The sequence below is a fragment of the Pontibacter korlensis genome, assembly GCF_000973725.1.
Classification (GTDB): Bacteria; Bacteroidota; Bacteroidia; order Cytophagales; family Hymenobacteraceae; genus Pontibacter; species Pontibacter korlensis.
The window spans coordinates 790,837-815,886 of the sequence record NZ_CP009621.1 but is presented as its reverse complement, the minus strand read 5'-3'; the positions used below and the strand labels follow the sequence as shown (position 1 = coordinate 815,886).

General features: G+C 45.5%; 25 protein-coding genes. 16 read left to right on the top strand and 9 right to left on the bottom strand.

Features of this window, described 5'->3' with window-relative positions; all coding sequences use genetic code 11:
- The first annotated feature begins 26 nt into the window (after positions 1–26).
- The 15 genes from egtD (at position 27) to pdhA (ending at position 13,943) form a co-directional block, all read left to right on the top strand.
- Complete coding sequence (gene egtD / locus PKOR_RS03295; RefSeq protein WP_046309116.1) at positions 27–1,025, top strand: L-histidine N(alpha)-methyltransferase; 999 nt, start codon at positions 27–29, stop codon at positions 1,023–1,025.
- An 84-nt stretch (positions 1,026–1,109) separates the two neighbouring features.
- Positions 1,110–2,078 (top strand): ABC transporter ATP-binding protein, encoded by a 969-nt coding sequence (locus PKOR_RS03290; RefSeq protein ID WP_046309115.1) that lies wholly within the window; start codon positions 1,110–1,112, stop codon positions 2,076–2,078.
- A 1-nt stretch (position 2,079) separates the two neighbouring features.
- Positions 2,080–3,648 (top strand): ABC transporter permease/substrate-binding protein, encoded by a 1,569-nt coding sequence (locus PKOR_RS03285; protein WP_046309114.1) that lies wholly within the window; start codon positions 2,080–2,082, stop codon positions 3,646–3,648.
- Complete coding sequence (gene egtB / locus PKOR_RS03280) at positions 3,641–4,798, top strand: ergothioneine biosynthesis protein EgtB (protein ID WP_046309113.1); 1,158 nt, start codon at positions 3,641–3,643, stop codon at positions 4,796–4,798. Before PKOR_RS03285 ends, egtB begins: the two co-directional genes overlap by 8 nt.
- A 79-nt stretch (positions 4,799–4,877) precedes the next feature.
- Positions 4,878–5,165: a putative quinol monooxygenase gene (locus PKOR_RS03275; RefSeq protein WP_046309112.1), complete on the top strand. Its 288-nt coding sequence runs from the start codon at positions 4,878–4,880 to the stop codon at positions 5,163–5,165.
- 423 nt (positions 5,166–5,588) lie between these two features.
- The gene (locus tag PKOR_RS03270; RefSeq protein WP_046309111.1) at positions 5,589–6,680 is read left to right on the top strand and encodes an NAD(P)-dependent alcohol dehydrogenase; all 1,092 of its coding nucleotides are present in this window, start codon (positions 5,589–5,591) and stop codon (positions 6,678–6,680) included.
- Between the two features lie 92 nt (positions 6,681–6,772).
- The gene (locus PKOR_RS03265; protein WP_046309110.1) at positions 6,773–7,354 is read left to right on the top strand and encodes a Crp/Fnr family transcriptional regulator; all 582 of its coding nucleotides are present in this window, start codon (positions 6,773–6,775) and stop codon (positions 7,352–7,354) included.
- A gap of 103 nt (positions 7,355–7,457) precedes the next feature.
- Positions 7,458–8,120, top strand: a complete 663-nt coding sequence (locus PKOR_RS03260; protein ID WP_046309109.1) for an NADPH-dependent F420 reductase — start codon at positions 7,458–7,460, stop codon at positions 8,118–8,120.
- Positions 8,121–8,169: 49 nt separating this feature from the next.
- Positions 8,170–8,742, top strand: a complete 573-nt coding sequence (locus tag PKOR_RS03255; RefSeq protein WP_046309108.1) for a YceI family protein — start codon at positions 8,170–8,172, stop codon at positions 8,740–8,742.
- A 20-nt stretch (positions 8,743–8,762) separates the two neighbouring features.
- Entirely contained in the window at positions 8,763–9,215 is a 453-nt protein-coding gene (locus tag PKOR_RS03250) for a DoxX family protein (RefSeq protein ID WP_046309107.1), read from the top strand.
- Positions 9,216–9,446: 231 nt separating this feature from the next.
- Positions 9,447–10,280: a 4,5-DOPA-extradiol-dioxygenase gene (ygiD, locus tag PKOR_RS03245; protein ID WP_046314026.1), complete on the top strand. Its 834-nt coding sequence runs from the start codon at positions 9,447–9,449 to the stop codon at positions 10,278–10,280.
- A gap of 59 nt (positions 10,281–10,339) precedes the next feature.
- On the top strand, positions 10,340–11,017 hold the full coding sequence (locus tag PKOR_RS03240) for an alpha/beta hydrolase (RefSeq protein WP_046314024.1): 678 nt from the start codon (positions 10,340–10,342) through the stop codon (positions 11,015–11,017).
- A gap of 53 nt (positions 11,018–11,070) precedes the next feature.
- The gene (panB, locus tag PKOR_RS03235) at positions 11,071–11,892 is read left to right on the top strand and encodes a 3-methyl-2-oxobutanoate hydroxymethyltransferase (RefSeq protein ID WP_046309105.1); all 822 of its coding nucleotides are present in this window, start codon (positions 11,071–11,073) and stop codon (positions 11,890–11,892) included.
- Positions 11,893–12,017: 125 nt separating this feature from the next.
- A complete protein-coding gene (locus tag PKOR_RS03230; RefSeq protein ID WP_046309104.1) occupies positions 12,018–12,692 on the top strand; it encodes an SDR family NAD(P)-dependent oxidoreductase in 675 nt (224 codons plus the stop codon).
- Positions 12,693–12,911: 219 nt separating this feature from the next.
- Positions 12,912–13,943, top strand: coding sequence for a pyruvate dehydrogenase (acetyl-transferring) E1 component subunit alpha (pdhA, locus tag PKOR_RS03225; RefSeq protein WP_046309103.1), 1,032 nt, complete (start codon positions 12,912–12,914; stop codon positions 13,941–13,943).
- A 232-nt stretch (positions 13,944–14,175) separates the two neighbouring features.
- Here pdhA and PKOR_RS03220 read toward each other — a convergent pair whose 3' ends face one another.
- The 9 genes from PKOR_RS03220 to PKOR_RS03185 all read right to left on the bottom strand — a co-directional run bounded on the left by PKOR_RS03220 (position 14,176) and on the right by PKOR_RS03185 (position 23,845).
- Entirely contained in the window at positions 14,176–14,430 is a 255-nt protein-coding gene (locus PKOR_RS03220; RefSeq protein ID WP_046309102.1) for a glycoside hydrolase N-terminal domain-containing protein, read from the bottom strand.
- Positions 14,431–14,652: 222 nt separating this feature from the next.
- A complete protein-coding gene (locus tag PKOR_RS24340; RefSeq protein WP_084694712.1) occupies positions 14,653–14,745 on the bottom strand; it encodes a glycoside hydrolase N-terminal domain-containing protein in 93 nt (30 codons plus the stop codon).
- 635 nt (positions 14,746–15,380) lie between these two features.
- A complete protein-coding gene (locus PKOR_RS03215) occupies positions 15,381–16,439 on the bottom strand; it encodes a hotdog domain-containing protein (RefSeq protein WP_046309100.1) in 1,059 nt (352 codons plus the stop codon).
- Between the two features lie 167 nt (positions 16,440–16,606).
- Positions 16,607–17,152, bottom strand: coding sequence for a TetR/AcrR family transcriptional regulator (locus tag PKOR_RS03210; RefSeq protein WP_052738702.1), 546 nt, complete (start codon positions 17,150–17,152; stop codon positions 16,607–16,609).
- Positions 17,153–18,075: 923 nt separating this feature from the next.
- Positions 18,076–19,677: an MFS transporter gene (locus tag PKOR_RS03205; RefSeq protein ID WP_046309098.1), complete on the bottom strand. Its 1,602-nt coding sequence runs from the start codon at positions 19,675–19,677 to the stop codon at positions 18,076–18,078.
- Entirely contained in the window at positions 19,674–20,720 is a 1,047-nt protein-coding gene (locus PKOR_RS03200) for an HlyD family secretion protein (RefSeq protein ID WP_046309097.1), read from the bottom strand. Before PKOR_RS03200 ends, PKOR_RS03205 begins: the two co-directional genes overlap by 4 nt.
- A gap of 18 nt (positions 20,721–20,738) precedes the next feature.
- Complete coding sequence (locus PKOR_RS03195; protein ID WP_200897420.1) at positions 20,739–21,998, bottom strand: TolC family protein; 1,260 nt, start codon at positions 21,996–21,998, stop codon at positions 20,739–20,741.
- A gap of 135 nt (positions 21,999–22,133) precedes the next feature.
- Complete coding sequence (locus PKOR_RS03190) at positions 22,134–22,385, bottom strand: TetR/AcrR family transcriptional regulator (RefSeq protein ID WP_046309094.1); 252 nt, start codon at positions 22,383–22,385, stop codon at positions 22,134–22,136.
- A 674-nt stretch (positions 22,386–23,059) separates the two neighbouring features.
- Positions 23,060–23,845, bottom strand: a complete 786-nt coding sequence (locus PKOR_RS03185) for a helix-turn-helix domain-containing protein (RefSeq protein WP_200897419.1) — start codon at positions 23,843–23,845, stop codon at positions 23,060–23,062.
- A 293-nt stretch (positions 23,846–24,138) separates the two neighbouring features.
- Here PKOR_RS03185 and panB (PKOR_RS03180) point away from each other — a divergent pair, with 293 nt between their 5' ends.
- Positions 24,139–24,954 carry a 3-methyl-2-oxobutanoate hydroxymethyltransferase gene (gene panB, locus PKOR_RS03180; protein ID WP_046314020.1) on the top strand — a complete coding sequence of 272 codons (816 nt, stop codon included), beginning with the start codon at positions 24,139–24,141 and terminating at the stop codon, positions 24,952–24,954.
- Positions 24,955–25,050: the final 96 nt, after the last annotated feature.

Genomic DNA, 25,050 nt, shown 5'->3' with positions numbered 1-25,050 from the left:
CTAATAGTCTAACTATACTATACATCATGAATTCAACTAACTGCCCACTAGATACACTAGCGCAGACTGATACCCTTTTGGAGAAATTTCGTGAGGAGGTATTTGAAGGATTGCATAGCAAGCCAAAAAGGCTTCCGTCGAAATACTTTTATGACAAGGCAGGAGATAAGCTGTTTCAGCAGATCATGGCTTGCCCGGAATACTATCTGACGGATTGCGAACTGGAGATATTTCAAAGCAAGGCTGCGGAACTAGCTCAAACCATCACTTCCGTTAACGGAGACTTTGATCTGATTGAACTGGGGGCCGGTGACGCCACCAAGTCACAGTACCTGCTCAGGTACCTTTCAGACCAGAAGGTTGATTTCTCCTACATGCCGATCGATATATCTGGCAACATCCTGTCAGTGCTGGAAAAGAGGCTGAAAGCGGAAATTAAAGGCTTAGATATTACATGCCTGGAAGGGGAGTATTTTGATAGGCTTGGTATTGCCGCTAGGCTGTCGCCTAGGCGGAAGGTGGTCATGCTTCTTGGGGCTAACATCGGGAATATGGAACCTCGGGAGGCCGCTGTTTTCTGCAAAAAGCTACGGACACACCTGAAGACGGGCGATCTGGTATTGATAGGCTTCGATTTGAAAAAGCACCCTCAGGTTATTTGGGATGCCTACAACGACAGGGCGGGTATTACCAGCAGGTTTAACCTGAACCTGCTACAACGCATCAACCGGGAGCTTAATGGTGATTTTGACTTGGACCAGTTCGTGCATTACCAGTCCTACGATCCGCTTACCGGTGCCTGCAGAAGTTATCTTGTAAGTAAAACTGACCAGGAGGTGCTTGTAGCCGGCCAGCCTATAGACTTTCGGCAGGATGAAATCATCTCGATGGAAATCTCTCAGAAGTATGATCCGGAAGAGATCACTTCCATGGCAAAACAGGCAGGTTTCATGCCCATTGGTTATTTTACGGATAGCAGGAACTGGTTTCTTGATACCATCTGGCAGTGTGTCGATTTGTACTAGAATATATTCGGCCCGTTCTGCGCCTACGGCTTAGGTTCCGACAGGTCTAGAATACCATCATTGTCACCCATTCCCAAATGCGCTATGCTTGTTGTTGAGAGTTTATCTAAACATTATAACCATAACATTGCTGTACAGGATGTATCCTTCGAGGTAAAGGAAGGTGAAACCCTTGTTTTGCTAGGTACGAGTGGCTGCGGAAAAACAACCACCCTGCGGATGATTAATCGCCTGACTGAAGCATCATCCGGGGAGGTGTATATCAACGGTAAAAGTGTGTTTTCTGAGCCTGCCGAACTTCTTCGTAGGTCCATTGGCTACGTCCTGCAAAACAATGGACTTTTTCCACACTATACAGTGGCTGAGAATATTGCACTTGTACCGCAGTTGCTTGGTTGGAGCCAAGAACTTATAAAGGAGCGTACGAGGCTGCTGCTTGAAAAGCTTCATTTGTCACCAGCAAACTATTGGGACGCGTTGCCCTCCAGCTTGAGTGGTGGGCAACAACAACGCGTTGGCTTGGCTAGAGCTTTGGCTGCCAACCCGCCCATACTACTAATGGATGAGCCTTTCGGAGCACTGGACCCTATTACCAGAGCCAGCGTTCGCAAAGAGTTCAGGGAATTAGATGAACTCAATAAAAAGACCGTTGTCCTGGTTACGCACGATATACAGGAAGCGTTTGAACTGGGTGACCGGATATGCCTGATGGATAAAGGCAGGGTGATGCAAAATGGAACGCCTGCAGATTTGGTGTTCCGACCTGCAAATGATTTTGTGCAAAGTTTTATAGGTCGGGAGCGGTTTTCATTAGAGTTAAAAGCCGTTCGCCTCTCAGATGTTTGGGACATGCTAGCAACAGACACGGCGGTTGGTTCGGTAGAACTGGATTCCGTGAAGGGGACCCAAAGCCTTTGGGAAGCCATGGAACGTCTTTCAGAATCAGGAGGTGCACAAGCAGTAGCTGTCTATAACGAAGTAACCGGCGAGCGAAGAAAAATTATGTTCCCCGATATTCCGCGCCTGCTGCAACAATATAAACAAGCCCAATAGTATGGATCAACAGCAAAGCTTATGGGGGTTCTTCCTATTGCAGAGTGACGAAATTCTCAGCCAGACCATTACCCATATCGGCCTTACCTTTGCATCCCTGCTGCTGGCTATGCTGCTTGGGTTGCCAATGGGAGTACTGATTGCAAAAAGAAGAACGCTTTCCGGTACCGTTTTGGGTATAGCAGGAATGTTTCAGACGATTCCCAGCATTGCCTTGCTGGGGTTTATGATTCCTCTACTGGGCATCGGCACCCTACCAGCTATCATCGTCCTTTTCCTGTACGCATTATTACCTATAATCAGAAACACCTACGTCGGGATCATAGGCGTGGATGAGGCAGTAAAAGATGCCGCCAAAGGCATGGGTATGACGAGTAGACAAATACTTTTCAAGGTGGAGCTGCCCTTGTCCCTGCCTGTTATCATGGCTGGTATCAGAACCGCTACTGTCATCAACGTTGGGGTGGCGACCCTTGCTGCCTATATTGCAGGTGGAGGCTTGGGCGAATTTATTTTCGGTGGCATTGCGCTTAATAACACCAACATGATTTTGGCAGGAGCCATACCTGCGTCTCTGCTGGCTGTTCTTTTTGATTTTCTACTTGGAAAGGTACAGCTGTTGCAACCCGCCCGCATCCATAAAGCTGCTCTGGTGTTCTCTATAGTCACGATAATGGTATCTGCTGCTTATCTGATGCCTTCTGCCGGAAATAAACTGCTGGCGGGATTTGAGCCAGAATTCATGGGCCGGACGGACGGGTATCTGGGGTTAAAGTCAGAATACGAGTTGAGTGTTCCAACCGTGGTGATAAGTGATGCGGTGATGTACAAAGCACTCTTTGAAAACAAGCTGGATATTATCGGTGGCTACAGCACTGATGGCCGGCTAAAGGCGTATGATCTGGCGATCCTCCAAGATGACAAGATGATATTCCCTCCGTATTACGCTGCCCCTGTCGTTCGCGCCGAGGTTTTGCAACGCTACCCGGAGCTCAGGAAAACGCTTGGCTTGCTGACAGGCATGATTGATGATGCTACCATGACCGATCTAAACTACCGAGTGGATATATTAAAGCAGTCACCGGGAAAGGTGGCAAAAGACTTCTTAGTATCAAAAAAACTTTGGCGGGCTCCTCAAAAAGGAAATCAAGGCATGATCCGGATTGGTTCGAAAATCTTTGGCGAGCAGTATATCCTTGCCGAGATCTACAGTATGTTGATCAGAGGCTATACTAATCTGGGCGTTGAAACAAAGACTGGCCTTGGGGGCACCAAAATATGCTTTGATGCCCTGCTTCATAAACAAATCGATCTGTATCCGGAGTACACCGGAACAGGATTACAGGTCATCTTACAACCGGATCCCCAAAAAGTAGATTCGCTGATTGTCGCCAAGGAGAAGGTTTTTCAGTACGTCCAGGAACAATTTGAAAAACGATACGGGCTCATTTGGATGGATCCGATAGGATTCAATAACACCTATGCTTTGATGATGCGCAGAAGACAGGCGCAGGCCCTGAACCTTACAACCATCACTGATTTAAAACAATATATCGAGCAAAATGACTGAACTTAGTTTAGTAAAAGTTTATAAAAAGGTTCGGCAAGTATCAGAAGATATATGCAAGCCAATAAAAGCGGAGGATTATGTCGTACAGCCGGTGGTGGATGTAAGCCCCCCCAAATGGCACCTGGGTCACACCACCTGGTTTTTTGAAACATTCATCCTAAAGCCTTATGCCCACTGCTACAGGGAATTCGATCCCGCCTATAACTATGTTTTTAACAGCTATTATGAAACCATAGGTGCCCGCGTGATCCGAACGGACAGGGGAAACCTAAGCCGGCCAACCGTAGAGGAAGTTTATCGGTACCGAAGCTACGTGGACAATGCCATGGAGGGTTTTCTGAAGGACGATCCTGGGCCTGAGGTAAAAGAACTGCTGGTGCTTGGCCTAAATCATGAGCAGCAGCACCAGGAGTTACTTTATACAGATATCAAATACATTTTAGGACATAACCCGCTCTTTCCCGCTTACAGCCTTCAGACAGTTGAAAAGCCTGTACAACAGGTGACGGCAGGGGTTGCTACCGTTCCTGCTGGTGTTTATGAGATCGGTTACGGTGGTACAGAATTTTGCTTCGACAATGAGCTGGGCAGGCATAAAGTATACCTGCATGAATTCAACATATCGAACAATCTGGTCACAAACGAGGAATACCTGCAGTTCATGGAGGACGGTGGCTATAAGAACTTCAGATACTGGCATGCTGAGGGATGGGATTGGGTAAAGAGTAAAGGCGTTTCAGGCCCACTGTACTGGCACCATATAGACGGGAAATGGATGCACTATACTATCTCAGGTTTACAGGAGGTTCAACCTTCAGAGCCTGTATGCCACATCAGCTTTTTTGAAGCTGCAGCTTTTGCAGCATGGAAAGGAATGCGGTTGCCGACTGAGGCAGAGTGGGAAGTAGCGGCAGATCATTTAAACTGGGGAGACCGCTGGGAGTGGACCAATAGTGCTTACCTACCTTATCCAGGCTACAGAAGAGCAGCCGGTGCGGTGGGGGAGTATAATGGAAAATTCATGGTAAACCAAATGGTACTCCGTGGCGCCTCCGTCGCTACGTCAGCAGGGCACAGCCGCAAGAGCTACCGTAATTTTTTCCATCCGCAGCATCAATGGCAGTTTACCGGAATCAGGCTTGCAGAATAACCAAAATACGACTTAATATATTTTCTTATATATAGGTCGTCTATGACCTACTCTATTAACTAATTTAAATACAAAACAAATGCTTTATATCATAGGAATCATCAAAATACAATCCGAAGCCATTGAGACCCTCTTGGCCCTATTTGAACCCTTAGTTTCCGCCACCCGGCTTGAGCCAGGCTGTCATCGTTATGAGGTACATCGTACAACTTCCGATCCAGCTGTTTTCATTATGATGGAAGAATTTCAATCTGAAGAAGACTTCCAGGCGCATAGCCAATCGGAGCATTTCCAGAAGTTTGCCTCCAGCATCCAGCCATTATTGGCTGAACCGTTGCAGATCTATATCACTCAACAAATTTTTTAGCAGGTTAAAGTTCTGAACAAAAGCCGGGAGCATTCTTCCTTTGCAGTTGGCTTTTGTTTAGCAACGGAATTATGCAACGGCTCAGACAGTGCTGGAGCAGACGGTTTGTCTCTAAAACAACAAACTGCCCATCTGAGTTTTGGACTGTATGCACTACACGGGTTTTACAGTATAGTAAAGATACGGACTCCGCTGTGCTAGCTGGATTCAAAACTTTGCAACACATCAGAATTTTAACAAAACCTACATGCGGTCATACTTTAACCAGGCTTTTGAGGTAAGTATTATTAATGTAGGCAACGTTATCGTAAGAGATGTAGGAATTGGGTTGAGTAATAGGAAGGTCATTACGTGTGAAGTATAGAGGATTAGAGTTATCTCCCATTATTATAGTTTTAATGTTTATTACTAACACTAGCAGCTATGAAAATTAAAGCAGCAGTCGCACATGATGTAGGCGAAGCATTGAAAATTGAAGAAGTAGAGTTAACAGAACCCGGGCCTGATGAAGTACTGGTAAAAATAGTGGCTACAGGTATCTGCCATACTGACGCAGAATCTATCAGAGGAAGAGGGGCTCCGTTCCCAGTCGTATTAGGACATGAGGGGGCCGGTATAGTAGAGAAAGTTGGCGCTGGCATTACAAACATACAGCCTGGCGACCACGTTGTCCTTTCTTATTCCTATTGCGGCGAGTGCTCCCAGTGCCTGACGGGGCACCAGAATCTATGCCAGAGAACGGTAGAACTCAATTTCGGTGGTAAATCTAAAGATGGTTCTCATCATATCCACCAACATAATCACGCACTTTCCACTTTTTTTGGGCAATCTTCTTTCGCAACGTATGCTGTGGCCAATAAAAATAATGTTGTTAAAGTGGATAAGGACGTTGATTTGGCGCTATTAGGACCGTTAGGTTGCGGCATCCAGACGGGGAGTGGCACGGTCATGAATACGCTGCGTCCTGAGCCAGGTAGCTCAATTGCTATTTATGGAGGTGGAGCAGTGGGTTTGAGTGCGGTGATGGCAGCCAAAATCATGGGTTTGAAGCATATTATTGTTGTCGATTTACACCAAAACCGGTTAGACCTTGCTTTGGAACTCGGTGCAACGCATGCCTTGAACGGCAAGGAAGTAGATGTTGTAAAAGAAATTAAGAGGATTACAGAGGGAGGTGTCCACTATGGAATTGAAACAACGGGTGCCACCTCGGTCATCATTCAATCGATCCATGCGCTACGCGTTTCAGGGATAGTTTCCATCGTAGGTATGGGAGGCGATGTGACGCTAAACTTCACAAATGACTTATTGATGGAAGGGAAAAAAGTGATGGGCACGGTACAGGGGGATTCCATTCCCCAGATACACATCCCTAAATTAATTCAGTACTATAAAGAGGGGAAGTTCCCCTTCGACAAGCTGGTCAAATTCTATGACTTTGAGGACATCAACGCAGCTTTTGAAGCATCAAAATCTGGTGAAACACTTAAGCCTGTTGTAAGGATAGCGAAATAAAAATAAATGAGTTTCACATACTAAAGCAGCACTGCACAAAAGCGGCTTCTAGAGTAGAAATGCATAAGAAGCCGCTTTTGTGTCTTTCAACAATGTACGAATTGTTCTTTCAGAAATTCAACGAGAAAGTGCCACTAACTCCAGAAGAGCAGGAGCAAATAAAGGCATACCTGACACCTAAAAAGCTGCGCAAAAGGCAGTACCTCTTACAGGAGGGAGATGTGTGCAAATCCATTGCCTTTGTAGAGGAAGGGGCATTACGCGCCTATACTGTAGACGAGAATAACAACGAGCACATTGTACAGTTTGCCATAGAAGGCTGGACAATCTCAGATCTGTTCAGCTTCCTGACCGCTGAGCCCGCCACCTATAACATAGAAGCCCTGGAAGATGCCGTGCTGGTGCTGATAACCCGGGCTGCGCATGAAGAGCTTTTGAAAACTCAACCTAAATACGAAACGTACATGCGCCTACTCATTACAGGTGCTTACATTGCTTTGCAACGGCGACTGACCTCCAATATCAGTCTTCCGGCCGAAGAACGCTACACCCGTTTTACAGAAACCTACCCCGACATTGCCCAGCGCGTGCCGCAGCACATGATCGCCTCTTATATGGGGCTGACACCTGAAACCCTGAGTCGGGTCCGTAAGAAGATAGCCGACCGCAGGTAAAACATCCTTCATGTCATTGACAAATGTCAAGGGTTTTTCTTGACAAGGCGCAATGCGCAGGGCTTTTCATGGCTGTACCTTTGTATTGTTCATTTTTAAAACAATGAAGACAATGCAAACAATAGCCATTATAGGAGCATCCGGTAACATGGGCTCCGCTATATCGAAAAGCCTTGCGAAGGGCAACTATAGACTACTTCTTTGTGCAAACGAATTAGACAAAGTACAGGCTGTAGTAGACGAAATCAAAGTAAACAATCCAGCTGCGGAAGTAGAAGCAATAGATTGCACCAGAGAAGCTTCTTGGGAAGCAGACATTATCATTGCCGCTGTTCCCTATGCAGCAGAACAAGAAGTAGCCGAAAAGATAAGGGAAGTTGCCAACCAGAAGATCGTCATTAGTATCGCCAACCCGCTTAATGATACATATGACGGCTTGGTGACAGCGCCTGACTCCAGTGCGGCAGAAGAACTGCAAAAGCTGCTGCCCAACTCCAAAGTGGTAAAAGCATTCAACACCACCTTTGCTGCCGACTTCTCTACACCTGTCATAGATGGCAAGCAAGCCGACGCCTTTGTCGCTGGAGAGGATGAAGCGGCCGTCCAAACCGTTGCTGAACTGGTTAGCACAGCGGGTTTCAATCCGATTGTTGCGGGAGGGCTGGCTGTAAGCGGCACATTGGAGCGCATGCAGCTGCTGCTTATTCAACTGAACATGAAGTACGGTTATAACTGGCTCGCCGGCTGGAAGATCCTGCACCAATAAGTTATTCAAACACTATAAAGTAAATCACAAACCCAAGATCAATTCAAAAATGAAAAAGTTATTAGTAATTGTATTCGCATTCTTTTCTCTGTCGGCTTTCACTACCCTGAACGGGGTATGGACGAACGATGACGCCCACTCGCAGCTTGGCTTTACGGTGAACCACCTGGGCATTGCCGATGTGTCGGGCACGTTCAATGACTTCGATGTAAAAATTACCTCCGCTAAGCCGGATTTCAGTGATGCTGTGGTGGAGCTGACCGCAAAAACAGCCTCTATTGACACCAGAGTAGGAGACCGTGACGCTCACCTGAAGAGCCCGGATTTTTTTAATGTAGAAAAATACCCGACCATGGACTTTAAAAGCACTTCTGTAAAGAAGGCAGGCAAGAATAACTTTAAGCTTAACGGCAACCTAACCCTAGCTGGTGTAACTAAGCCTGTAACCTTAGATATGATCTACAATGGCTCGGTAGAAAACCCGATGAGCAAGAAGCAAACGGCAGGTTTCCAGGTAACGGGTACTATCAAGCGCTCCGACTTTAACCTAGGCAGTAGCTTCCCAGCCCCTATGATCAGCGACGAGGTACGCATCAAAGCGGACGGCGAGTTTATCCAGTAATAATAAACGAAGAATCAGCGATGAAAAAGCTTATAAATGTGTACCAGAGTGCCAACAATATTGACGTGGCGCTTCTGATAGCTCGGGTTGGTATTGCCACCCTGATGCTTACACACGGTTGGCCGAAGCTGGAAATGCTATTATCTGACGCGCCGGTTCAGTTTCCTGCCCTGTTCGGCCTAAGTGCTACTGGCGCACTGCTGTTAGCCGTATTCGCCGAGGTGGTTTGTTCACTGCTGATTCTGGTGGGGCTTGGTACAAGGCTGGCAGCCATTCCTTTGATTATCACCATGCTGGTGGCAGTTTTCCTGGTGCATGGCGCAGATCCTTTTGCGAAGCAAGAGCCGGGACTTCTATACCTGTTGCCTTACACTGTGCTACTCCTCACAGGAAGCGGAAAGTATTCATTAGATTATCTGCTCCTGCAAAAGGTACTGCGGTCGACTTACGTCAGAACCCTCTCAATACAGTAGGCTAAGATTGAAGCAAGAGCTTCCAGAATGAATTAATTCTGGGAGCTCCTCTGCAACAAGAAAGCTATAATACAGAGCTATTGGGCAACAGCCAGGTATAAGCGGTAGTGCTTAACCCCAGCGGCCTATAGGTAAAAACCGGCAGGCGTTTCTGCACATTTCAATTTAACGAAGCAAGCTGTTATGCAACGGAAACAGTTCATTAAAACACTTTTAACTGGAGTAGCAGGTATGACTACATTAACCGCTTTCAATAGATTTACAGACAGCCTGGGTGAGCAGGAGCAGTTGATGCCGGTTCTATTTATAGGCCATGGCTCACCCATGAATGGCATTTTGGATAACGAGTTCAGTCAGTACTGGACAAAACTGGCAAGAGAGATCCCAACACCTAAAGCAGTGCTGGTGGTATCTGCCCATTGGCTCAGCAAAGGTACCCGTATTACAGCAATGGATTTCCCAAAGACCATCCATGACTTCGGTGGCTTTCCGCAGGAGTTGTTCGATGTGCAGTACAAGGCACCGGGTAGCCCTGAACTAGCCAAGGAAACGGCATCCATTATCAAGTCTACTGCAGTAGAACTGGACCATGACTGGGGCCTTGATCACGGTGCCTGGACGATTATCCGACACATGTACCCTGAAGCCAACATCCCTGTACTGCAGCTTAGCATTGACTATACCAAAGGGCCGCAATACCACTATGACCTGTCGAAAGAACTGGCAGGCCTACGCAAGAAAGGAGTGCTAATTGTGGGCAGCGGCAACATGGTGCACAACCTGCGCATGGTAGACTGGAGTAAAATCAACGAACCGGAATACGGCTTTGACTGGGCAGTGCAGATAAACAGCACTTTTAAAGACTTGATCAGTAAAGGACAACATGATAAACTGATTAAGTATGAACAGTTGGGCCGTGAGGCGCAGCTTGCCATCCCTACACCTGAACACTACTGGCCATTGATGTATACACTGGGTTTGAAGGATAGCAAAGATGACGTCTCTTTCTTCAACGACAGAGTGGTGGGAGGTTCGCTAACCATGACATCTGTAAAAATTGGATAAGAATGCAGCTGTTCTTACTCCTTCTTTTCATCTACTCTTATCTATTAGACCATACTCAAATGAATCATACACCCGAGAAAGAAAGCGTCATAACATCTGACAACTTTACCCTGCACTATCTTGTGCGGGAACCAAAAATTAAATCTTCAAAGAGCAGGGCTATTGTTCTGTTACACGGTGTAGGTAGCAATGAGCAGGATCTGTTTAACCTTGCAGACCACTTATCTGATGAGTTCTACATTATTTCAGCCCGTGGCACATTTCCCCTGGGCCCTGTAAGATTTGCCTGGTACAACGTGGATTTTTCAACAGGTAAACCAGTCATTGATGCAGAGCAGGAACTATCCAGCAGAAAAGTAATCAGCGAGTTTTTAGCGCAGGTTAAACAAAAGTACAGTCTTCAGGAAGTTTATCTCGGTGGATTCAGTCAGGGGGCCATCATGAGTTACAGTATTGGATTGACCCACCCGAAGGAGGTGGATGGAGTGATAGCCTTTAGCGGAAGGATTCTGGAGAACATTCAATCCACAATTATCAAGAACGAAGAACTGCACCGCTTGAGGGTATTTGTTGCCCACGGGGTTCAGGATGGGACATTGCCTATTCACTACGCAAGACAAGCAAAAGCACTCCTTCAGAACCTGGGTGTGCCGTTAACTTATCATGAATATAACATGGGACATCAGATTAACAGTGAGGTATTGATGGACTTGGATGCGTGGCTTAAGGGTGAGTAGTTGCTAAGAAAGGGAAAGGGTTTAAAATAAAAGATCACTTCATACAAAATAACATGTCCGCTAGCACTGAGAGTGATAAAAGGAAAGTAACTGTACAGACATTTCAGAAAATGAAGGAGCGTGGTGAGAAGATCTCAATGCTGACCGCGTACGATTACACGATGGCGAGCATCCTAGACCAGGCTGGGTTGGATGCTATTTTAGTGGGAGATTCAGCATCGAACGTCATGGCAGGAAACAAAACTACGCTGCCTCTCACCTTAGACGAGATAATATTTTATGGCAAATCCGTTGTCAATGGGGTAAAAAGGGCATTAGTCGTTGTAGACATGCCATTCGGCACGTGCAGCGGAAATCCGAATAAATCCTTGAAATCAGCCATAAGGATCATGAAGGAGACAGGCGCTGATAGCCTGAAGATTGAAGGAGGGGAGGAAATCGCAGCGGATATGCAAAAGATTATCAATGCCGGCATTCCTGTGATGGGGCACCTGGGCCTGATGCCGCAGTCCATCAACAAATATGGGGGGTATGGCGTTCGCGCAAAAGCTGATGCAGAAGCAGAAAAGCTGAAGAAAGACGCGCTTCTTTTACAGGAACTAGGATGCTATTCCATAACTTTGGAAAAGATTCCTGCATCCCTTGCGCAGGAGGTGGCCACAACCTTACACGTTCCTGTCATCGGAATTGGGGCAGGTGCTGGTGCTGATGGGCAAGTGCTTGTTGTCCATGATATGCTGGGGATGAACAAAGGCTTTAACCCAAGGTTCGTAAGGCAATATGCAGACCTGCACACTGTCATAAACAGTGCCGTCAGACAATATGTTGACGATGTGAAAACCTCAGACTTCCCTAACATACAAGAGAGCTACTGATCCTTGCCATAATCAATATCCGCTCTTAATTCAATATCCAACACGATTTCAATATAAACATCCTAAATCTACTCCTGCTTTTAAGGATGTAGTGTAGGCCCAACAATAAATAACATATTTTATTTATGACAAATGAAGTTCAAAAAGCACTTATTACCGGCGCAAGCAACGGCATCGGACGATTCCTTACTGAAAAGCTGCTTAACGAAGGCATCCATGTTATCGCCGTAACTCGCTCCGGGGAAATTGAAAATTACAGCCATCCTAATCTTACAGTTGTACAGGGAGACATTAGTGATGAGGCAAGCATCAACAAGGCTATCGAGCAAATTGGCCAAACATCCAACCAAATAGATTATTTAATAAACAATGCAGGTGTAGGTCCCGATCTGGGGGACGATGTACCAACAGCAGACCATCTTAAGACATCATTTTCTGTTAATACGACTGGCACCGTGTTATTTACCGAAGGTGTGCTGAACTACCTTAAAGATGGCGCTCATGTTGTGTTTCTTTCTACCGCTATGGCACTTCTCCGCAATGCGGGCCCTAACGGCACGGCATACAGAATGTCCAAAGCTGCCATTAACATGTATGCAGTTATACTTGCTCAAAGATTAGCGGTAAGAGGTATCAGGGTAACCCCGCTGCACCCGGGATGGGTACAGACCAGAATGGGTGGCGAGAATGCTCCGGTTACAGTTGAACAGTCTGTCACTGGTATTTATCAGGCTCTTACCGAAAACACTGAAAGCGGGAAGTTCTGGAATATCGAAGTGGAAGGTTTAGAAGAGTATTGATAGTAGGTTAGCAGTCAGTTTGTTATGCACTGACTGTATTATGTCTGGACGGATGCTTCGAAGGGACAGCTTCCTACCCCGGCGGAGGGTGATCTTACAGTAGGGTATTTGACCTTCATCCGCAGTGGGTAGCCAGCTCTTCCTGAAGAGTTTCCTTCCTTCAAAGGCGCTACGGTAGCCAATTTTCTCACATTAAACAGAGTTAGAAGCAAAACTATAATGGCAAATACAAAGGAAAAAAAACATAAAAAGGAAGGTTCAGCGACAAAGTTCTCAAAGGAGACTTACCTGCGCTGGTATGAGATGATGCAGTTAATGCGTAGGTTCGAAGAGAAGACCGGGCAGTTGTACGGACAGCAAAAAATAAAGGGTTTTTGCCATTTGTATATTGGCCAGGAGGCTTGTGCAGCAGGTGCTATCACTGCTTTGAGCAAAGATGACAAATGGATAACTGCTTATCGTTGCCACGCACATCCACTTGGGTTAGGTACTTCGCCCGGGGCGGTTATGGCTGAGATGTTCGCCAAAGCTACCGGATGCTCTAAAGGTAAGGGTGGTTCCATGCACATCTTCGATAAAAGTGTAAACTTTGCTGGTGGTCATGGTATTGTGGGTGCACAGATTCCAATGGGCGCAGGTTTAGCATTTGCCGAGAAATACAACAAAACCAAAAATCTATGCATTTGCTACATGGGTGATGGTGCCGTACGCCAGGGTGCCTTGCACGAAACGTTTAATATGGCCATGACCTGGAAGCTGCCGGTGATCTTCGTGATCGAGAACAACGGCTATGCTATGGGTACCTCTGTGCAGCGTACGTCTAACGTAACGGATCTTTATACCTTAGGTGAGGCGTATGACATGCCATCTGAGCCTGTAAATGGCATGAGCGTGGAGGATGTGCATGAGGCGGTAGCAAGAGCTGCTGAGCGTGCGCGTGCCGGCGAAGGGCCAACCCTGCTGGAGTTCAGAACTTACCGCTACAAAGGCCACTCCATGTCCGACCCTGCCAAGTACAGAACAAAAGAGGAGTTAGCAACCTATCGGGATCAAGACCCGATTGGAATGGTACGTTACACCCTTTTGGAGAATAAATATGCAACGGAAGCTGACTTAGATGCTATCGATGCAAAGATCAAAGGTCAGGTAGCCGAGGCGGTTGAATTTGCTGAGAATTCCCCTTATCCGGCTCCTGAAGAGCTTTATGAAGACGTTTATGTGCAGGAAGACTATCCGTATGTGCAAGATTGATTTATGAAGCCTCTGTCATATCCTTAAATTTCCCGCCATAAAACGTCCGTTTTAATTACGTTGGTTAGGGATTAGCCGATGTATTGTCGTTCACTACAACCGAGGGCAGCCTAAATTGCCCTCGGTTAATCTGCGTTACCCAAGGTCGTTCTTGTTCCGTAATAGAAAGTTTTATAAAAAAGAAAAACCCATGGAGAGTTAGCCATGAATTTTTAAGGCGCCCTAGTAGCATTTAATCCCCAAAGCGAAAGGCTGCTAAGCGGAAAAATGCCTTATACCACACACTAAGAACCATCTGGTTTTGCATTGCCGTTTCCTCATACTTTTGGTGCGAACTACTCATACGTAATGCACAGGTGATGCTCTTAGGTTTATCAGTTGGCCTATTCATGATGACATCATCAGGGATTGACAAGAACATCTCCCGCTTGTAGATTACCCAACCCACCTTGTTGATGACAGAGATGATGGCCTGCTCAATATCCAAATCTCTTTAGTAGGCTGCTGCGATATCGTACTCTGGAAAGAGATCAACAGATCGCCTATCGGCTGGCAAGACATACTTGTTCAGGTTAGCCAAAGCCTGCCGTGGCACCTTTTCGAGTGCAAGCGCCAGCGCCTCCTAATGGTTGCTTTCGAAGATCAACCTGCGGTTTTTAAGCAAGGCGCTTTCTTGGTCTTCATTTATGCTAATCCCGGGCTCGCTTGCCTAGACAGTCTCCTCATTCAGCTGCAGTTGCTCTTGGGCCGGAATCCCAAGCACCATAGCCCCGATACACCCATTACCTATAGATAGCTCCACGTTTCAGCTGACAGTAGGCTCTCATACCACAGTTTGAAAGGGACCAGTGCTTCTTTTGCAAAGCTGCAGAGAGCGACATATAGTAAAGGAAGGGGCAATAAAGACTTTTCTCATGAGATTTTCATGTCTCACTCAAATTTTCTATCACGTGGCTTTAGGAGGGGGGATTTAACGCCTAATGATATTACAATACATGAATTATTTAAACCCTTTTTCGACGCATTTCTGTAGAAACGATAAAGGTTTGGCTGAATCAAACGAGGATCAGAAGAAATTTAAGTCAAGTTCTAAACGGCTTCACTATTCACCACTATTCCATAGAACATCCACTTTTCTGCTACAGGTCTTGGAGAGTAACCAAATGTTGCCCTCTGTTGCTTCAGGCTTCTGTCTTACTGGCCGCCGTGACCAACTGATTTTAAACCTCTAGCACCTGAAGGTCTAATGCTCTCCAAACCAAGATTAAACCTATGCACCGTCCTTAAGCAGGTTAATGGTATTTGTTGCTATGTCCTTCATCAGTTTACACCTTATACATAATCACGCCCACAGTTGCCGGTATTGAGTGGGATAAGTGGCACCCGCAGCGCTATTTTTCCTTCACCGATTCTTGTTCCGGTCAACTTTGCATCATTCTAGCTCCGGACAGCACCCACTTCAGCAGGCTCAACAGTTTGTAGCCGTCGACGGTAAGCTTCCAGGTAGCGCGCGTCTTCAGCATAGGTGGTCGGGTACACCTTGGGAACTGGTTGAGGCTGCATCATACTGTTCACGTTGACAAAGGTGAATACACAAGTGTTGGAAAGAGCCTTGGTGACTTTGTCCAGGCTGGTGCGCTCAATGTTCACCTCGACACAGAGAGAGGTACGCCCAGAGTAGACGATGCGGCTGGTGAAGTGGAGCTTGTCCCCGATGCGCACGGGCTGGAGAAAGTTAATGCGGTTGATGCGCACGATGACGGGGCGGTGCGGGGCGACCTCCTCAGCATGCATCAGCGCCAGTTCAAAGGCGCGCCGAACCAAGTAACCCCCAAATATTTTCTGGGGCACGTTTTCCTGCTCGGGGTACATGCGCTCCAGGCTGCTGCGCACCAGGTTGCCAGCCAGTAAGCCATCGAAGGCGGGGTGTTCCTGGGCCGCGTGCAGCTCAGCCAGCAACTGGTATTCCAGCGGGGAAGGAGGCTCCCCCGCCCCGTCTATCCGGCTCCGGTAAGCCTCTCTCCGCTGGATGGCAGCGGCATGCCTGAGCTTTTCCTGGGCGTCCACGCATTCGAGCGGCTTCAGTGGCAGGCGCTGCACAGCGCTGCCTTCCCCTGACCTGGCTACCATCGTAAAATATGAGGAAGCCAGGGGCTGTTTTGCAGGGGTATCCTGGTCGATGCGTATGCCAACTTCCATAGAGCTGCGCCCCACGTAGTTGATTCGGGCATGAAGGTGCAGGTCCTGCGTGATATCGGCAGGGGTGTGCAGGACAATGTCATCGATGGCAGCCGTGACGACCTTTGCCTCGGAGCTGGACCTGCGAACGTAGGCTAAGGCCACATCCTCGGCCATTTTGTCAAGCACCTCCAGCACCAACCCCCACCGCAGGTTTCCTATGATTGGCTCGTTGGCAGCCATATACCGCCGCCTGAGTTCCGGGTCAGAACGGAAAGGCAGGGATCTGTCAAGAGAGGTGTCGATTGGTCTTACCATTAGTTATCAGTTTTTTTGTGGATGAGTGTTGGTACAAAAGTTCAGGTACGGGCTGTGCACTGCTGATCCTCAGTAAAAAGAAATACTACCGGTTATGTTGCCATCCAATAGCTATAGCCTTGTTACCGGCAGAAAATAAGACAGGCCCAGAAACGCTGAGACTATCCCTAGGCTATCAGTTTGCCGACGTAGTTTTCCTTGATCAGGTCCAACATCTTTACAAAGCGGCTCCTGTCCTCATTGGTCAGGTACGCTCTCCATAGGCCCTCCACCAACAGCATCAGTACCTCTGTTTCCAGCTCCGGCTCTTTGTAGCTAAGTCGACGAAACGCCTCCACCAGCCTCTGTGTGACAGAGTGGGAGTAACGGAGGTGATGCCTCTGCGCAATCTCCTCGTCTGCCAGCCGGAACTGCATCCGCCAGAAGCTTCGCTCTTCCTCCACCAGCTTCAGGGGCATGTCCAGCACCTTGCATATGAATCTTGCAGGGTCTTTTTCCTCAAATAGGCTTTTGTTCTTGTCTGTGATGCGTCTATACCCCGCCTTCACAACGGACTCCAGCAGGTTTCCCTTACTGACGTAGTGCTTGAATATCAGTCCTTCCGACACGCCAGCCGCCTTGGCGATCAGAGTGGTTGGGGTAGCTTCATAACCTTTGTCTGCGAAAAGAAGTAAGGCTGCCTCTAAAATCGCGTCTTTTTTCGTCTTTAGCATTTTGAAACTTGTAAATACTGCATAGTCACCTGTTAAATTGCATGGAGCACGTCGCATATACAATGAAGTATATGTCCATAGGGAAGCTTAGGGCAATTGGGTTTCCTATTTACGTAAGTCTTATTAAATTGTTAATGTGTTAATTTACTATATGTTTTGATGAAAATTATTTAAATAATAAGCTTTAGTGTAAAATATATGGTAAATAAATTTAAAGTAATTGAAGATTTTACATTTATTATTAGCAAGGAATGGGAGCTAACAGCAAGGCAAAGCAGTTATAAAGTGGTGGGGAAACATTAATCTTTTCCCATAGGGCTGTGATGGAAGTTGCAGCAGCAGCTTTGCCATGCTGATCATTGCCGTCTTTTCCAACCTAAGATGTCTTTGTCCAGGAAGGCTATTTATATGTGGAAGATTAATCTATAACTCTTGATCAAGATAATACTTAACATTGGCTAAAAGATTTGATCAAAGCGGCAACAAACAATCAGCAATTAAAAACAGTACCAAAGGGCATCGTTTTTCAAGTGGTTAGTTTTTGAAGTTGCCTGATCAAAAAGGTTATTCTCATCTGCCAAGAATTTTATCCGACGATACATGAAATCTAATGGGAATAAGCAAGAGTGTGGCTATTAACAAGTGCAATAGTTAGCATATAAGCTGACATTCTCTAGCATTGAACAATAGGTTACGTGACATTCCCATACTACATTTTCTTTTGCAATCCTTCCCACTAAACCGGGGAGAGGTTGCGGAAGAAAACATACCTGAAAGCCTTTTGTTACCAAGATTTCCATATGTTTAGTCTGAAAAGGTTAATCATTAAGGTTTTGTGGTTAATAATCTTATCGATAAAAAATAAAAATATAGTTTGGTGGGGCCAATTTGGATATATAAAGTACCAAGTCTTCATTACCTTATTATTTCCGTGGAGGCATAAACATCCATTTATTCCAGTGAAAATAAGTTTTGCTAATTGAGGGAGCCGTTAAAACCAGCAGAGCGACGATAGCGAGAAAAATAGCCAAGGCCATAAAGACTGCCCTGTTCGTTAACATTTGGGTTTGCTGAGCCATGTTTTGGCTTATTGCTTTTATAGCCAGGGCTGAGGCTTGCTCAGCGGTAAACCCTTTAGCTGCATATAACTGCCGATATGTAGCTATCCGCGTGACAGTTTGCTGCGTTTCACCGGTTAAATAACCCATAAAACCTTCTTTGAAATACTGATTAAAATATAACTGAAGGTTATAAAATCCCGCAAAAGAGTTCAAGGCAGCTATAAACCGGGCGTAAGCGGCTACTACCAAACCAGATGTACCAGTATTAGGTGGTGCTGAGGATAGCACAAAAATGACAATGGGTAAAAACAATAATCCAGATGCTGCTCCCTGCAGAAATACAGGAAGAATAAGATCTGTAAAAGCCAGGTCAGGAGTCATCATAAAATACATCCAAAGGTTGTAGAAGACCATGAGGGAAAATCCGGCACACAGGAGTGGTCTTATAGAATTTCTGTTTCGGACCATGATTTGGGTAGAGATTATCATGAACATTACAACTCCTGCCACGTTAAAGCAACTCAATGTCATCACCTGAACCGTACTCCATTTTAAGGTGTTGCCAGCATAATTGTAAATAAGGTTGATCGTGTCTTTGCCCCCATAATAGATGGCGAGTAAACAAAGCCCGATCACCACGTTAGTAGACCTGAAAACTGCAAGTTGGATCAATGGCCTTTTGACAGTAAGTTGCCGGTACAGAAAAAGAGCAGTACCAGTAATGGAAATAAAACCAGCTATTTGTATACGTTGGTCTAAGAACCAGTAATATTTCGATCCATAAATCATCAGGTAGCCGAATGCCGATGCCGCAAAGCTAAAAATGATAAAGCCCGCCCAATCAATCTGGTATAATGGGTACCTCTTAATTCTATTTACCGGTTTGAATATCAGCAGTATAATAATCAGGATAAATAACTGAAAAAGGATCAGAAAATAATAGGTAACTTTCCAATCCCACGTGGTTACCACGAACGCCGCCACCATGCCAATTATCACGGTATTACTCAATATCGATCCATAAAAAACAGCTGAACCGACCGCTAATGATCTTTCTTTCGATATACGCGAAAAAATCACGATCAGAATACATGCGGCTGTATTGGCAACCAGAATGCCTTGCAAAAACCGCAGGATGAAAAAGAAATAGATGTCCTCACAAAATAAACATAGTAAGTTCAGGCCAATGGCCAGCATTACGTTGGTCAATAGATAACTGCGCGTTTCAAAGTAGCGCAAGAAGCGAAACTGAACCGGCAGAATGGAAATGATACCGGCATTGGTTAGCAACAATGCATAGGAGATATCTTCTGGTTGCGCGCCTAGGTAGCCGATCATGTAATTTTGCGTAAGGGCAAACGTGCCGAACTGCATTAAGGCAGATAGCAGGATGAGAAAAAGTGCTAGCCGTACACCCCACTCCCATCCTGTGATCCATGGTTTGAAGTACTCTGGCTTTTTCATCCTTGTCTTTTCTTCACAGCAACGGTAACGTTCATACCGGGAACCACTGCGGACATTTCTGGATCTGCAAATTCTATCTTTACAGGAACTCGCTGCACAATTTTGACAAAGTTTCCGGTAGAATTGTCTGGAGGCAATAAGGAGAACTTGGAGCCGGTTGACCCCGCAATGGCCACAATTCTGCCTTGAAATACTCTGTCCTCAATCGCATCCACGCGAATCTCTACCGGTTGGCCAATATACATTTCATCCACCTGCGTTTCCATAAAGTTAGCCGTAACCCATTTCTCTTTCTCGTTGATGATACTAACCAGTGGTTGACCGGGCTGGATTTGCTGCCCCTGCAGAATGTTCTTTCGGCCCAGCCGACCGGAATAGGGGGCCCGGATAACAGTATAGGATAGATTTAGCTTAGCCAGTTCCAGGGCGGCATCCTTCTTTTTTACATCAGCTTTAAGTAAGGCAAATCGTGCTTTGAGTTCCTGAATCTTAGCTAAATTGGCTGCCAGATTATTTTTTGCGGCACTGTAATCACTTGCAGCCACTTCATACCGGGCTTTTACCTGCTCAAATTCAGCCCCTGTTACTGCTTCCTCTTGCAGCAGATTGCGGTAACGCTTGATATCCTGCTGCTGTTGCCAGTACCTGGCCTCTGCACCTTTTATTTGGTCCTGGTTTACCCGGGTACCAAGTTCTGCCGCGCGGATACTGGCAGTAAGTACATCCAGTTGAGCATGTGCATCTTCCACGGCGGCCTCGGCCGACTGCAGTTGCGCACGGTATTCCCTGTCGTCCAACTCAATCAGGATGTCACCCTGCATCACCTGTTGATGCTCTTCAAAGTAAACCCTTTGGATATAACCACCTACTCTGGCCGAGACAGGATTGATGTGGGCTTCTACCTGAGCATCATTCGTCTCTTCATGATGCTTGGAATATTGCCAATAGTTTATGAAATACCCAGCACCCGTCAGAGCCAGCATTACTGCAAAGACTGTAATAACAATGTTTCCTGGATGTGTTTTATGATGTTCTTTTTTCATATTCCACGATATGGTGGTTTATAATCTACCGCTGGTATAAAGTAGGTTGTAATAGATGGCAAGGGCATCTGTTTGTGCCTTAATTAGGTTGAATCTGGATTCCTGATACAGGTTGTCGGCGTCAAGCAGGTCCGTTAACAGGGCCAGTTGGTTAAAGTATTTTGTGCTGACAATCCGGTAGTTTACTCTTGCCTGTTCCACAGATCGTTCGTTCACCGAAATACGGTTAAGGGCTTCCTTGTATTTGATGTAGTAGGAGTTTGCCTGGATGCGGACATTATCAACCGCTGCTTGCTGATGTAGTTCAAGTTCCTTGACTCTCAGCTTGCTTGCAGCTATTTTGCTCTTGCTGTGGTAAAGCGAAGAGATACTGTACTGTGCTTTCAGACCAACGAAACCAATGGCATATGTCTGATCTACGGGAGGGAAAAACAGGTAATTAGGATAGTTCAGGCCATAGGCCGTATAGAAGCTGAGAGAGGGCAAAGTGTTACTTTGTACGCCTTTGACTTTGGCTCTTTGTGCCTCAACGTAATGACCTGCTCTTTGCACGACAAAGGAGGTAGTTCCCGCTTCTTCCATTAACGGCAATAGAGATGTGATCTCTGGTTTTGGTATCCCTGCAGAATCAGAAGGCAGAATGCGGACAGAATCTGGGATGTTCATCAAAACATTCAGTTTCTGATTGGCTATGATGACATCATTTTCGTTTTGCTGTAAGGAGAGTTCAACGTTTGATAGCATTACTTCTGCCCTTAACACATCACTTCTGGTTACTTTCTGATTTCTGAAAAGGGAGTTTATGTTATTTAAGCGGGTTTGTGCCCTACCCAGCTGATCTTGGATGAGTTTGTTCAAATCATTCAGCCGAACCAATTCTAAGTACTGAGACGCCGTTTGCAAAGCGATATTACCCGTCTGGTCCTGCGTATTCACTTCCGCTATTCTGAAGCGGGCCTCTTGTTCGCTTTGCAGTGCTTGTTGCCTTCCGCCGCTATAGATATTAAAGAGAGCATCAATGCCCAACGCTGCCGTATGAGGAGTTGGCTTTCTAGGCCCGGTTGCGGCATGGTTAAGCCTATCAGTGAATAGCGTTAGATCAGAAAATCGTTGATAGGAAGCGTTGGTGTTTACAGCTGGCAAAGCGGCCTTATAAGCATCTTTTCTATCTTCAACGGCGGCGCTTTCCGCTATTTTCGCTGCTTGTACCCATTTGTTCTGAGTTTTGGCAAATTGTATAGCTTCTACCAGTGAAACTCTGTATGAGTCGATTCGCATATCTTGAGCACCTGATGAACTTGCTATCAGCATGAAAACCAGTGTAAGCAAAACGGTAAAAGATAATAACACTAGCCGTTTGTTCAGAGGATATCTGCCTATACCACAGATTATTGAGCTGAGAATCATAAAAGTTTAAGCAAGCTGGTTACAGAGCAGCCGGTGTATGTCTTTATTTGCTGCTATCTGGGAAATAAAAGTATTCAGATAGGCTTCCAGCTTCTGGTAAGGATTCAGGTCAAGGTTTTCAAATTTCCTCACTTCATCACTGAACTGTTTTAATCTAGTTGCAAAGATGGCGCAATAAAGGGTCTCCTTGGAGCCGAAGTAATATTTGAGCAGCGCCTCTTTTTTGTCTTGCTGAATTTGGTTGGTTAAGCTTGTCATGCCTAAAATCTTGCGAAGTTTGATAAGGCAAAATTGCGCTTGATAAAGCAATTATAGTCGGCGAAAAGGCCTGATTGTTCGTCGTAATGGCTTATTGTGAAAGCCTCCTTTGATTACCTTACAATGGAGAGGAAACAGATATGCGCACCTTTCAAGACTAACCGCGTGGTAAAGTACGTTTAAGTGAAAAGATAAAATTGTTCTAATAGTTTTGACTGGCTGGGATACCATGTGGGTACCGATTCATTCCCACTAATCTAATAAGCCAGCTGCTAGTTTCCTGTTACAGTTGGATTTTTAGATTTCGCAAAAATCTATGCGTAGTATAAATTTGTAACAGCTATGCAAGCACTGGTTCAATCTTAGTTACAAACAGCTGAGAATGTTTTGATTGGTTATGTTCCTGTATGCTTTCCTCTAATTGCTGCTTTTCCAGCATAATAATAGTAGCAGAATCCGAGTTAGGACGATGCACCTTGTAACAATTGCAACTTGGTTCTAACTGAGTGGCGAGTAGCGGCGACCAGTGGTTCAAAAAAAAATATTAGTGTCTCAATGGCCTCAGGTTTTACTTTGATAACACCTGTAATGTAAAGCATAAGAATTCCTTTTGAGTAAGTTTTTATAGAAAGGCAAGAAGACTAGGACGGTGAGCATTTTATGACTGTGAAGAATTAAAACTTCTTTCGGTATTCAACAGGCGAAATACCTGTATTAGCCTTAAAAAACTTACCAAACACTGACTGATCTGAAAAATTTAACAGGTCGCTTACCTGAGAGACAGTAAGAGTTCTATTCTGCAGGAGCACCTTTGCCTCCAGGGTGACAGTTTCGTTTATCCATTCACCAGCTGATTTGCCAGTTTGCTTTTTAATTGCTGCCGATAGGTGTTTGGGGGTTACATGAAGTTGCCGGGCATAAAAGTCTAGCTTCCGCTCTCGAGTGTAATTGCGCGCTAGCAAATGTTTGAATTTAGCGAATAGGGGGTAGGTATTGAGCTGGGTTTGTGTTCCTGAAGTATGCCGGTAAGAGGCATCTATTTCATATATCAAAGCAAAGATATAGTTCCGGATAATCTCAGCCTGGTGATAGTTGACAGCAGACTGCGTCAACTCTATCAGCTCAAAAATTCTTTTAAACCTGGTATTATAAGGGTGTTTCAGACTCATTACATGCAAGTCAGTATTTTCAAAGAAGTTGTACTTGACTAAAAAGGATATATCGGCATATTTTTCCAGTAGAAATGTATCCTTGAAGAACATAATGTCCATCTTCATTAGGTCGCTGCTTTTGCGGAAGCTTCGGATGACAGATGGACCAAGGGTAATAATGGAGGGTGCCTCTATATCATATTTGTTTAGGCCTGCCTGCAGGTGGATGCTACCTTCTTTTAGAAAGGCTATTGCATAGCTCTCTGCCCGATAAGGTTCCTCTAGGTAAGGATGATCTGCGGCTTGCACAAAGAGATACTCCCGGTTATAATCCGGTACTGAAAAGAGCCGACTATGCCTGGACAGGGAAAAGGTCTTTATATCTTCCAACTGAACTTAGATAAAAAGTTTCAAGAGCAGAAGAGGTGTATTTTACCATTGTCTGCTGTGTATACTGTGTATTTTCAGCTAAATATACCAATCTTAACGCTATTCCGACGAATGAAATGATTTTCAATAGTTCTATAATTGCCCTGGTTTATTAGGCGCGCGCTGGGCGTTTACCCAAAGAGAATAGATTACAAACAATGAAGACCAGAAACATGTCAGTTCATTCAGAAATAAAGAAAATAACAAGCAAGGTCCTTCAGAATATGAAGGACAAAGGAGAAAAGATCAGTATGCTCACTGCCTATGATTTTTCGATGGCACGCATTTTTGATGATGCCGGTGTGGATGTCCTGTTGGTTGGTGATTCAGCAGCTAATGTAATGGCTGGTTATGAAACAACTCTTCCTATCACCTTAGAGCATATGATTTATCATACACAAAGCGTTATAAGGGCTACTAAAAGGGCTATGGTAGTCACTGATCTGCCTTTCGGGTCCTACCAAGGTAACAGCAGAGAGGCACTTACCTCAGCGGTTCGGTTAATGAAAGAGGCTGGTGCCCATGCCTTGAAATTGGAAGGTGGACAGGAAATCATTGACTCAGTGAAAAGGATCATTGATGCTGGTATACCTGTCATGGGCCATCTGGGGCTAACGCCTCAGTCCATTTACAAATTTGGCAGCTACACAGTACGGGCCAAAGAAGAGGCTGAAGCTACTCTTCTTGTGCAAAACGCACTCGCCTTAGAGGAAGCAGGATGTTTCGCAGTAGTTTTAGAAAAAATTCCAGCCACTTTAGGTAAAAAGGTGGCTACAGCACTTCATATTCCGGTAATAGGCATTGGCGCAGGCAAGTATGTGGATGGACAGGTGCTTGTTATGCATGACATGCTGGGTATTTCCAAGGATTTCGCACCTCGTTTTCTCCGCAGGTACCTCGACTTGTATGTCCAAATCTCTAATGCTACCGCAGCATACGTATCTGATGTCAAAGGCAGTAGATTTCCGAATGAGCAGGAACAGTATTGATTGTCCCCGGGCTGGCTGGATAAAACATACTTTAACTGTTCCGTAAAATGCTATTTGATACGTATGCAGTCAAATTGTTAACTAAGGAAATAAAAC

Coding starts and splice junctions, on each gene's coding strand:
- PKOR_RS03290 (WP_046309115.1), top strand. CDS start 1,110: ATGCTTGTTGTTGAGAGTTTATCTAAACATTATAACCATAACATTGCT.
- PKOR_RS03210 (WP_052738702.1), bottom strand. CDS start 17,152: ATGCTAAAGACGAAAAAAGACGCGATTTTAGAGGCAGCCTTACTTCTT.
- PKOR_RS03215 (WP_046309100.1), bottom strand. CDS start 16,439: ATGGTAAGACCAATCGACACCTCTCTTGACAGATCCCTGCCTTTCCGT.
- PKOR_RS03230 (WP_046309104.1), top strand. CDS start 12,018: ATGACAAATGAAGTTCAAAAAGCACTTATTACCGGCGCAAGCAACGGC.
- panB (WP_046314020.1), top strand. CDS start 24,139: ATGTCAGTTCATTCAGAAATAAAGAAAATAACAAGCAAGGTCCTTCAG.
- PKOR_RS03275 (WP_046309112.1), top strand. CDS start 4,878: ATGCTTTATATCATAGGAATCATCAAAATACAATCCGAAGCCATTGAG.
- PKOR_RS03190 (WP_046309094.1), bottom strand. CDS start 22,385: ATGACAAGCTTAACCAACCAAATTCAGCAAGACAAAAAAGAGGCGCTG.
- PKOR_RS03285 (WP_046309114.1), top strand. CDS start 2,080: ATGGATCAACAGCAAAGCTTATGGGGGTTCTTCCTATTGCAGAGTGAC.
- panB (WP_046309105.1), top strand. CDS start 11,071: ATGTCCGCTAGCACTGAGAGTGATAAAAGGAAAGTAACTGTACAGACA.
- PKOR_RS03255 (WP_046309108.1), top strand. CDS start 8,170: ATGAAAAAGTTATTAGTAATTGTATTCGCATTCTTTTCTCTGTCGGCT.
- PKOR_RS03260 (WP_046309109.1), top strand. CDS start 7,458: ATGAAGACAATGCAAACAATAGCCATTATAGGAGCATCCGGTAACATG.
- PKOR_RS03265 (WP_046309110.1), top strand. CDS start 6,773: ATGTACGAATTGTTCTTTCAGAAATTCAACGAGAAAGTGCCACTAACT.
- PKOR_RS03195 (WP_200897420.1), bottom strand. CDS start 21,998: ATGCGAATCGACTCATACAGAGTTTCACTGGTAGAAGCTATACAATTT.
- PKOR_RS03200 (WP_046309097.1), bottom strand. CDS start 20,720: ATGAAAAAAGAACATCATAAAACACATCCAGGAAACATTGTTATTACA.
- egtD (WP_046309116.1), top strand. CDS start 27: ATGAATTCAACTAACTGCCCACTAGATACACTAGCGCAGACTGATACC.
- PKOR_RS03250 (WP_046309107.1), top strand. CDS start 8,763: ATGAAAAAGCTTATAAATGTGTACCAGAGTGCCAACAATATTGACGTG.
- PKOR_RS03240 (WP_046314024.1), top strand. CDS start 10,340: ATGAATCATACACCCGAGAAAGAAAGCGTCATAACATCTGACAACTTT.
- PKOR_RS03205 (WP_046309098.1), bottom strand. CDS start 19,677: ATGAAAAAGCCAGAGTACTTCAAACCATGGATCACAGGATGGGAGTGG.
- pdhA (WP_046309103.1), top strand. CDS start 12,912: ATGGCAAATACAAAGGAAAAAAAACATAAAAAGGAAGGTTCAGCGACA.
- egtB (WP_046309113.1), top strand. CDS start 3,641: ATGACTGAACTTAGTTTAGTAAAAGTTTATAAAAAGGTTCGGCAAGTA.
- PKOR_RS03270 (WP_046309111.1), top strand. CDS start 5,589: ATGAAAATTAAAGCAGCAGTCGCACATGATGTAGGCGAAGCATTGAAA.
- ygiD (WP_046314026.1), top strand. CDS start 9,447: ATGACTACATTAACCGCTTTCAATAGATTTACAGACAGCCTGGGTGAG.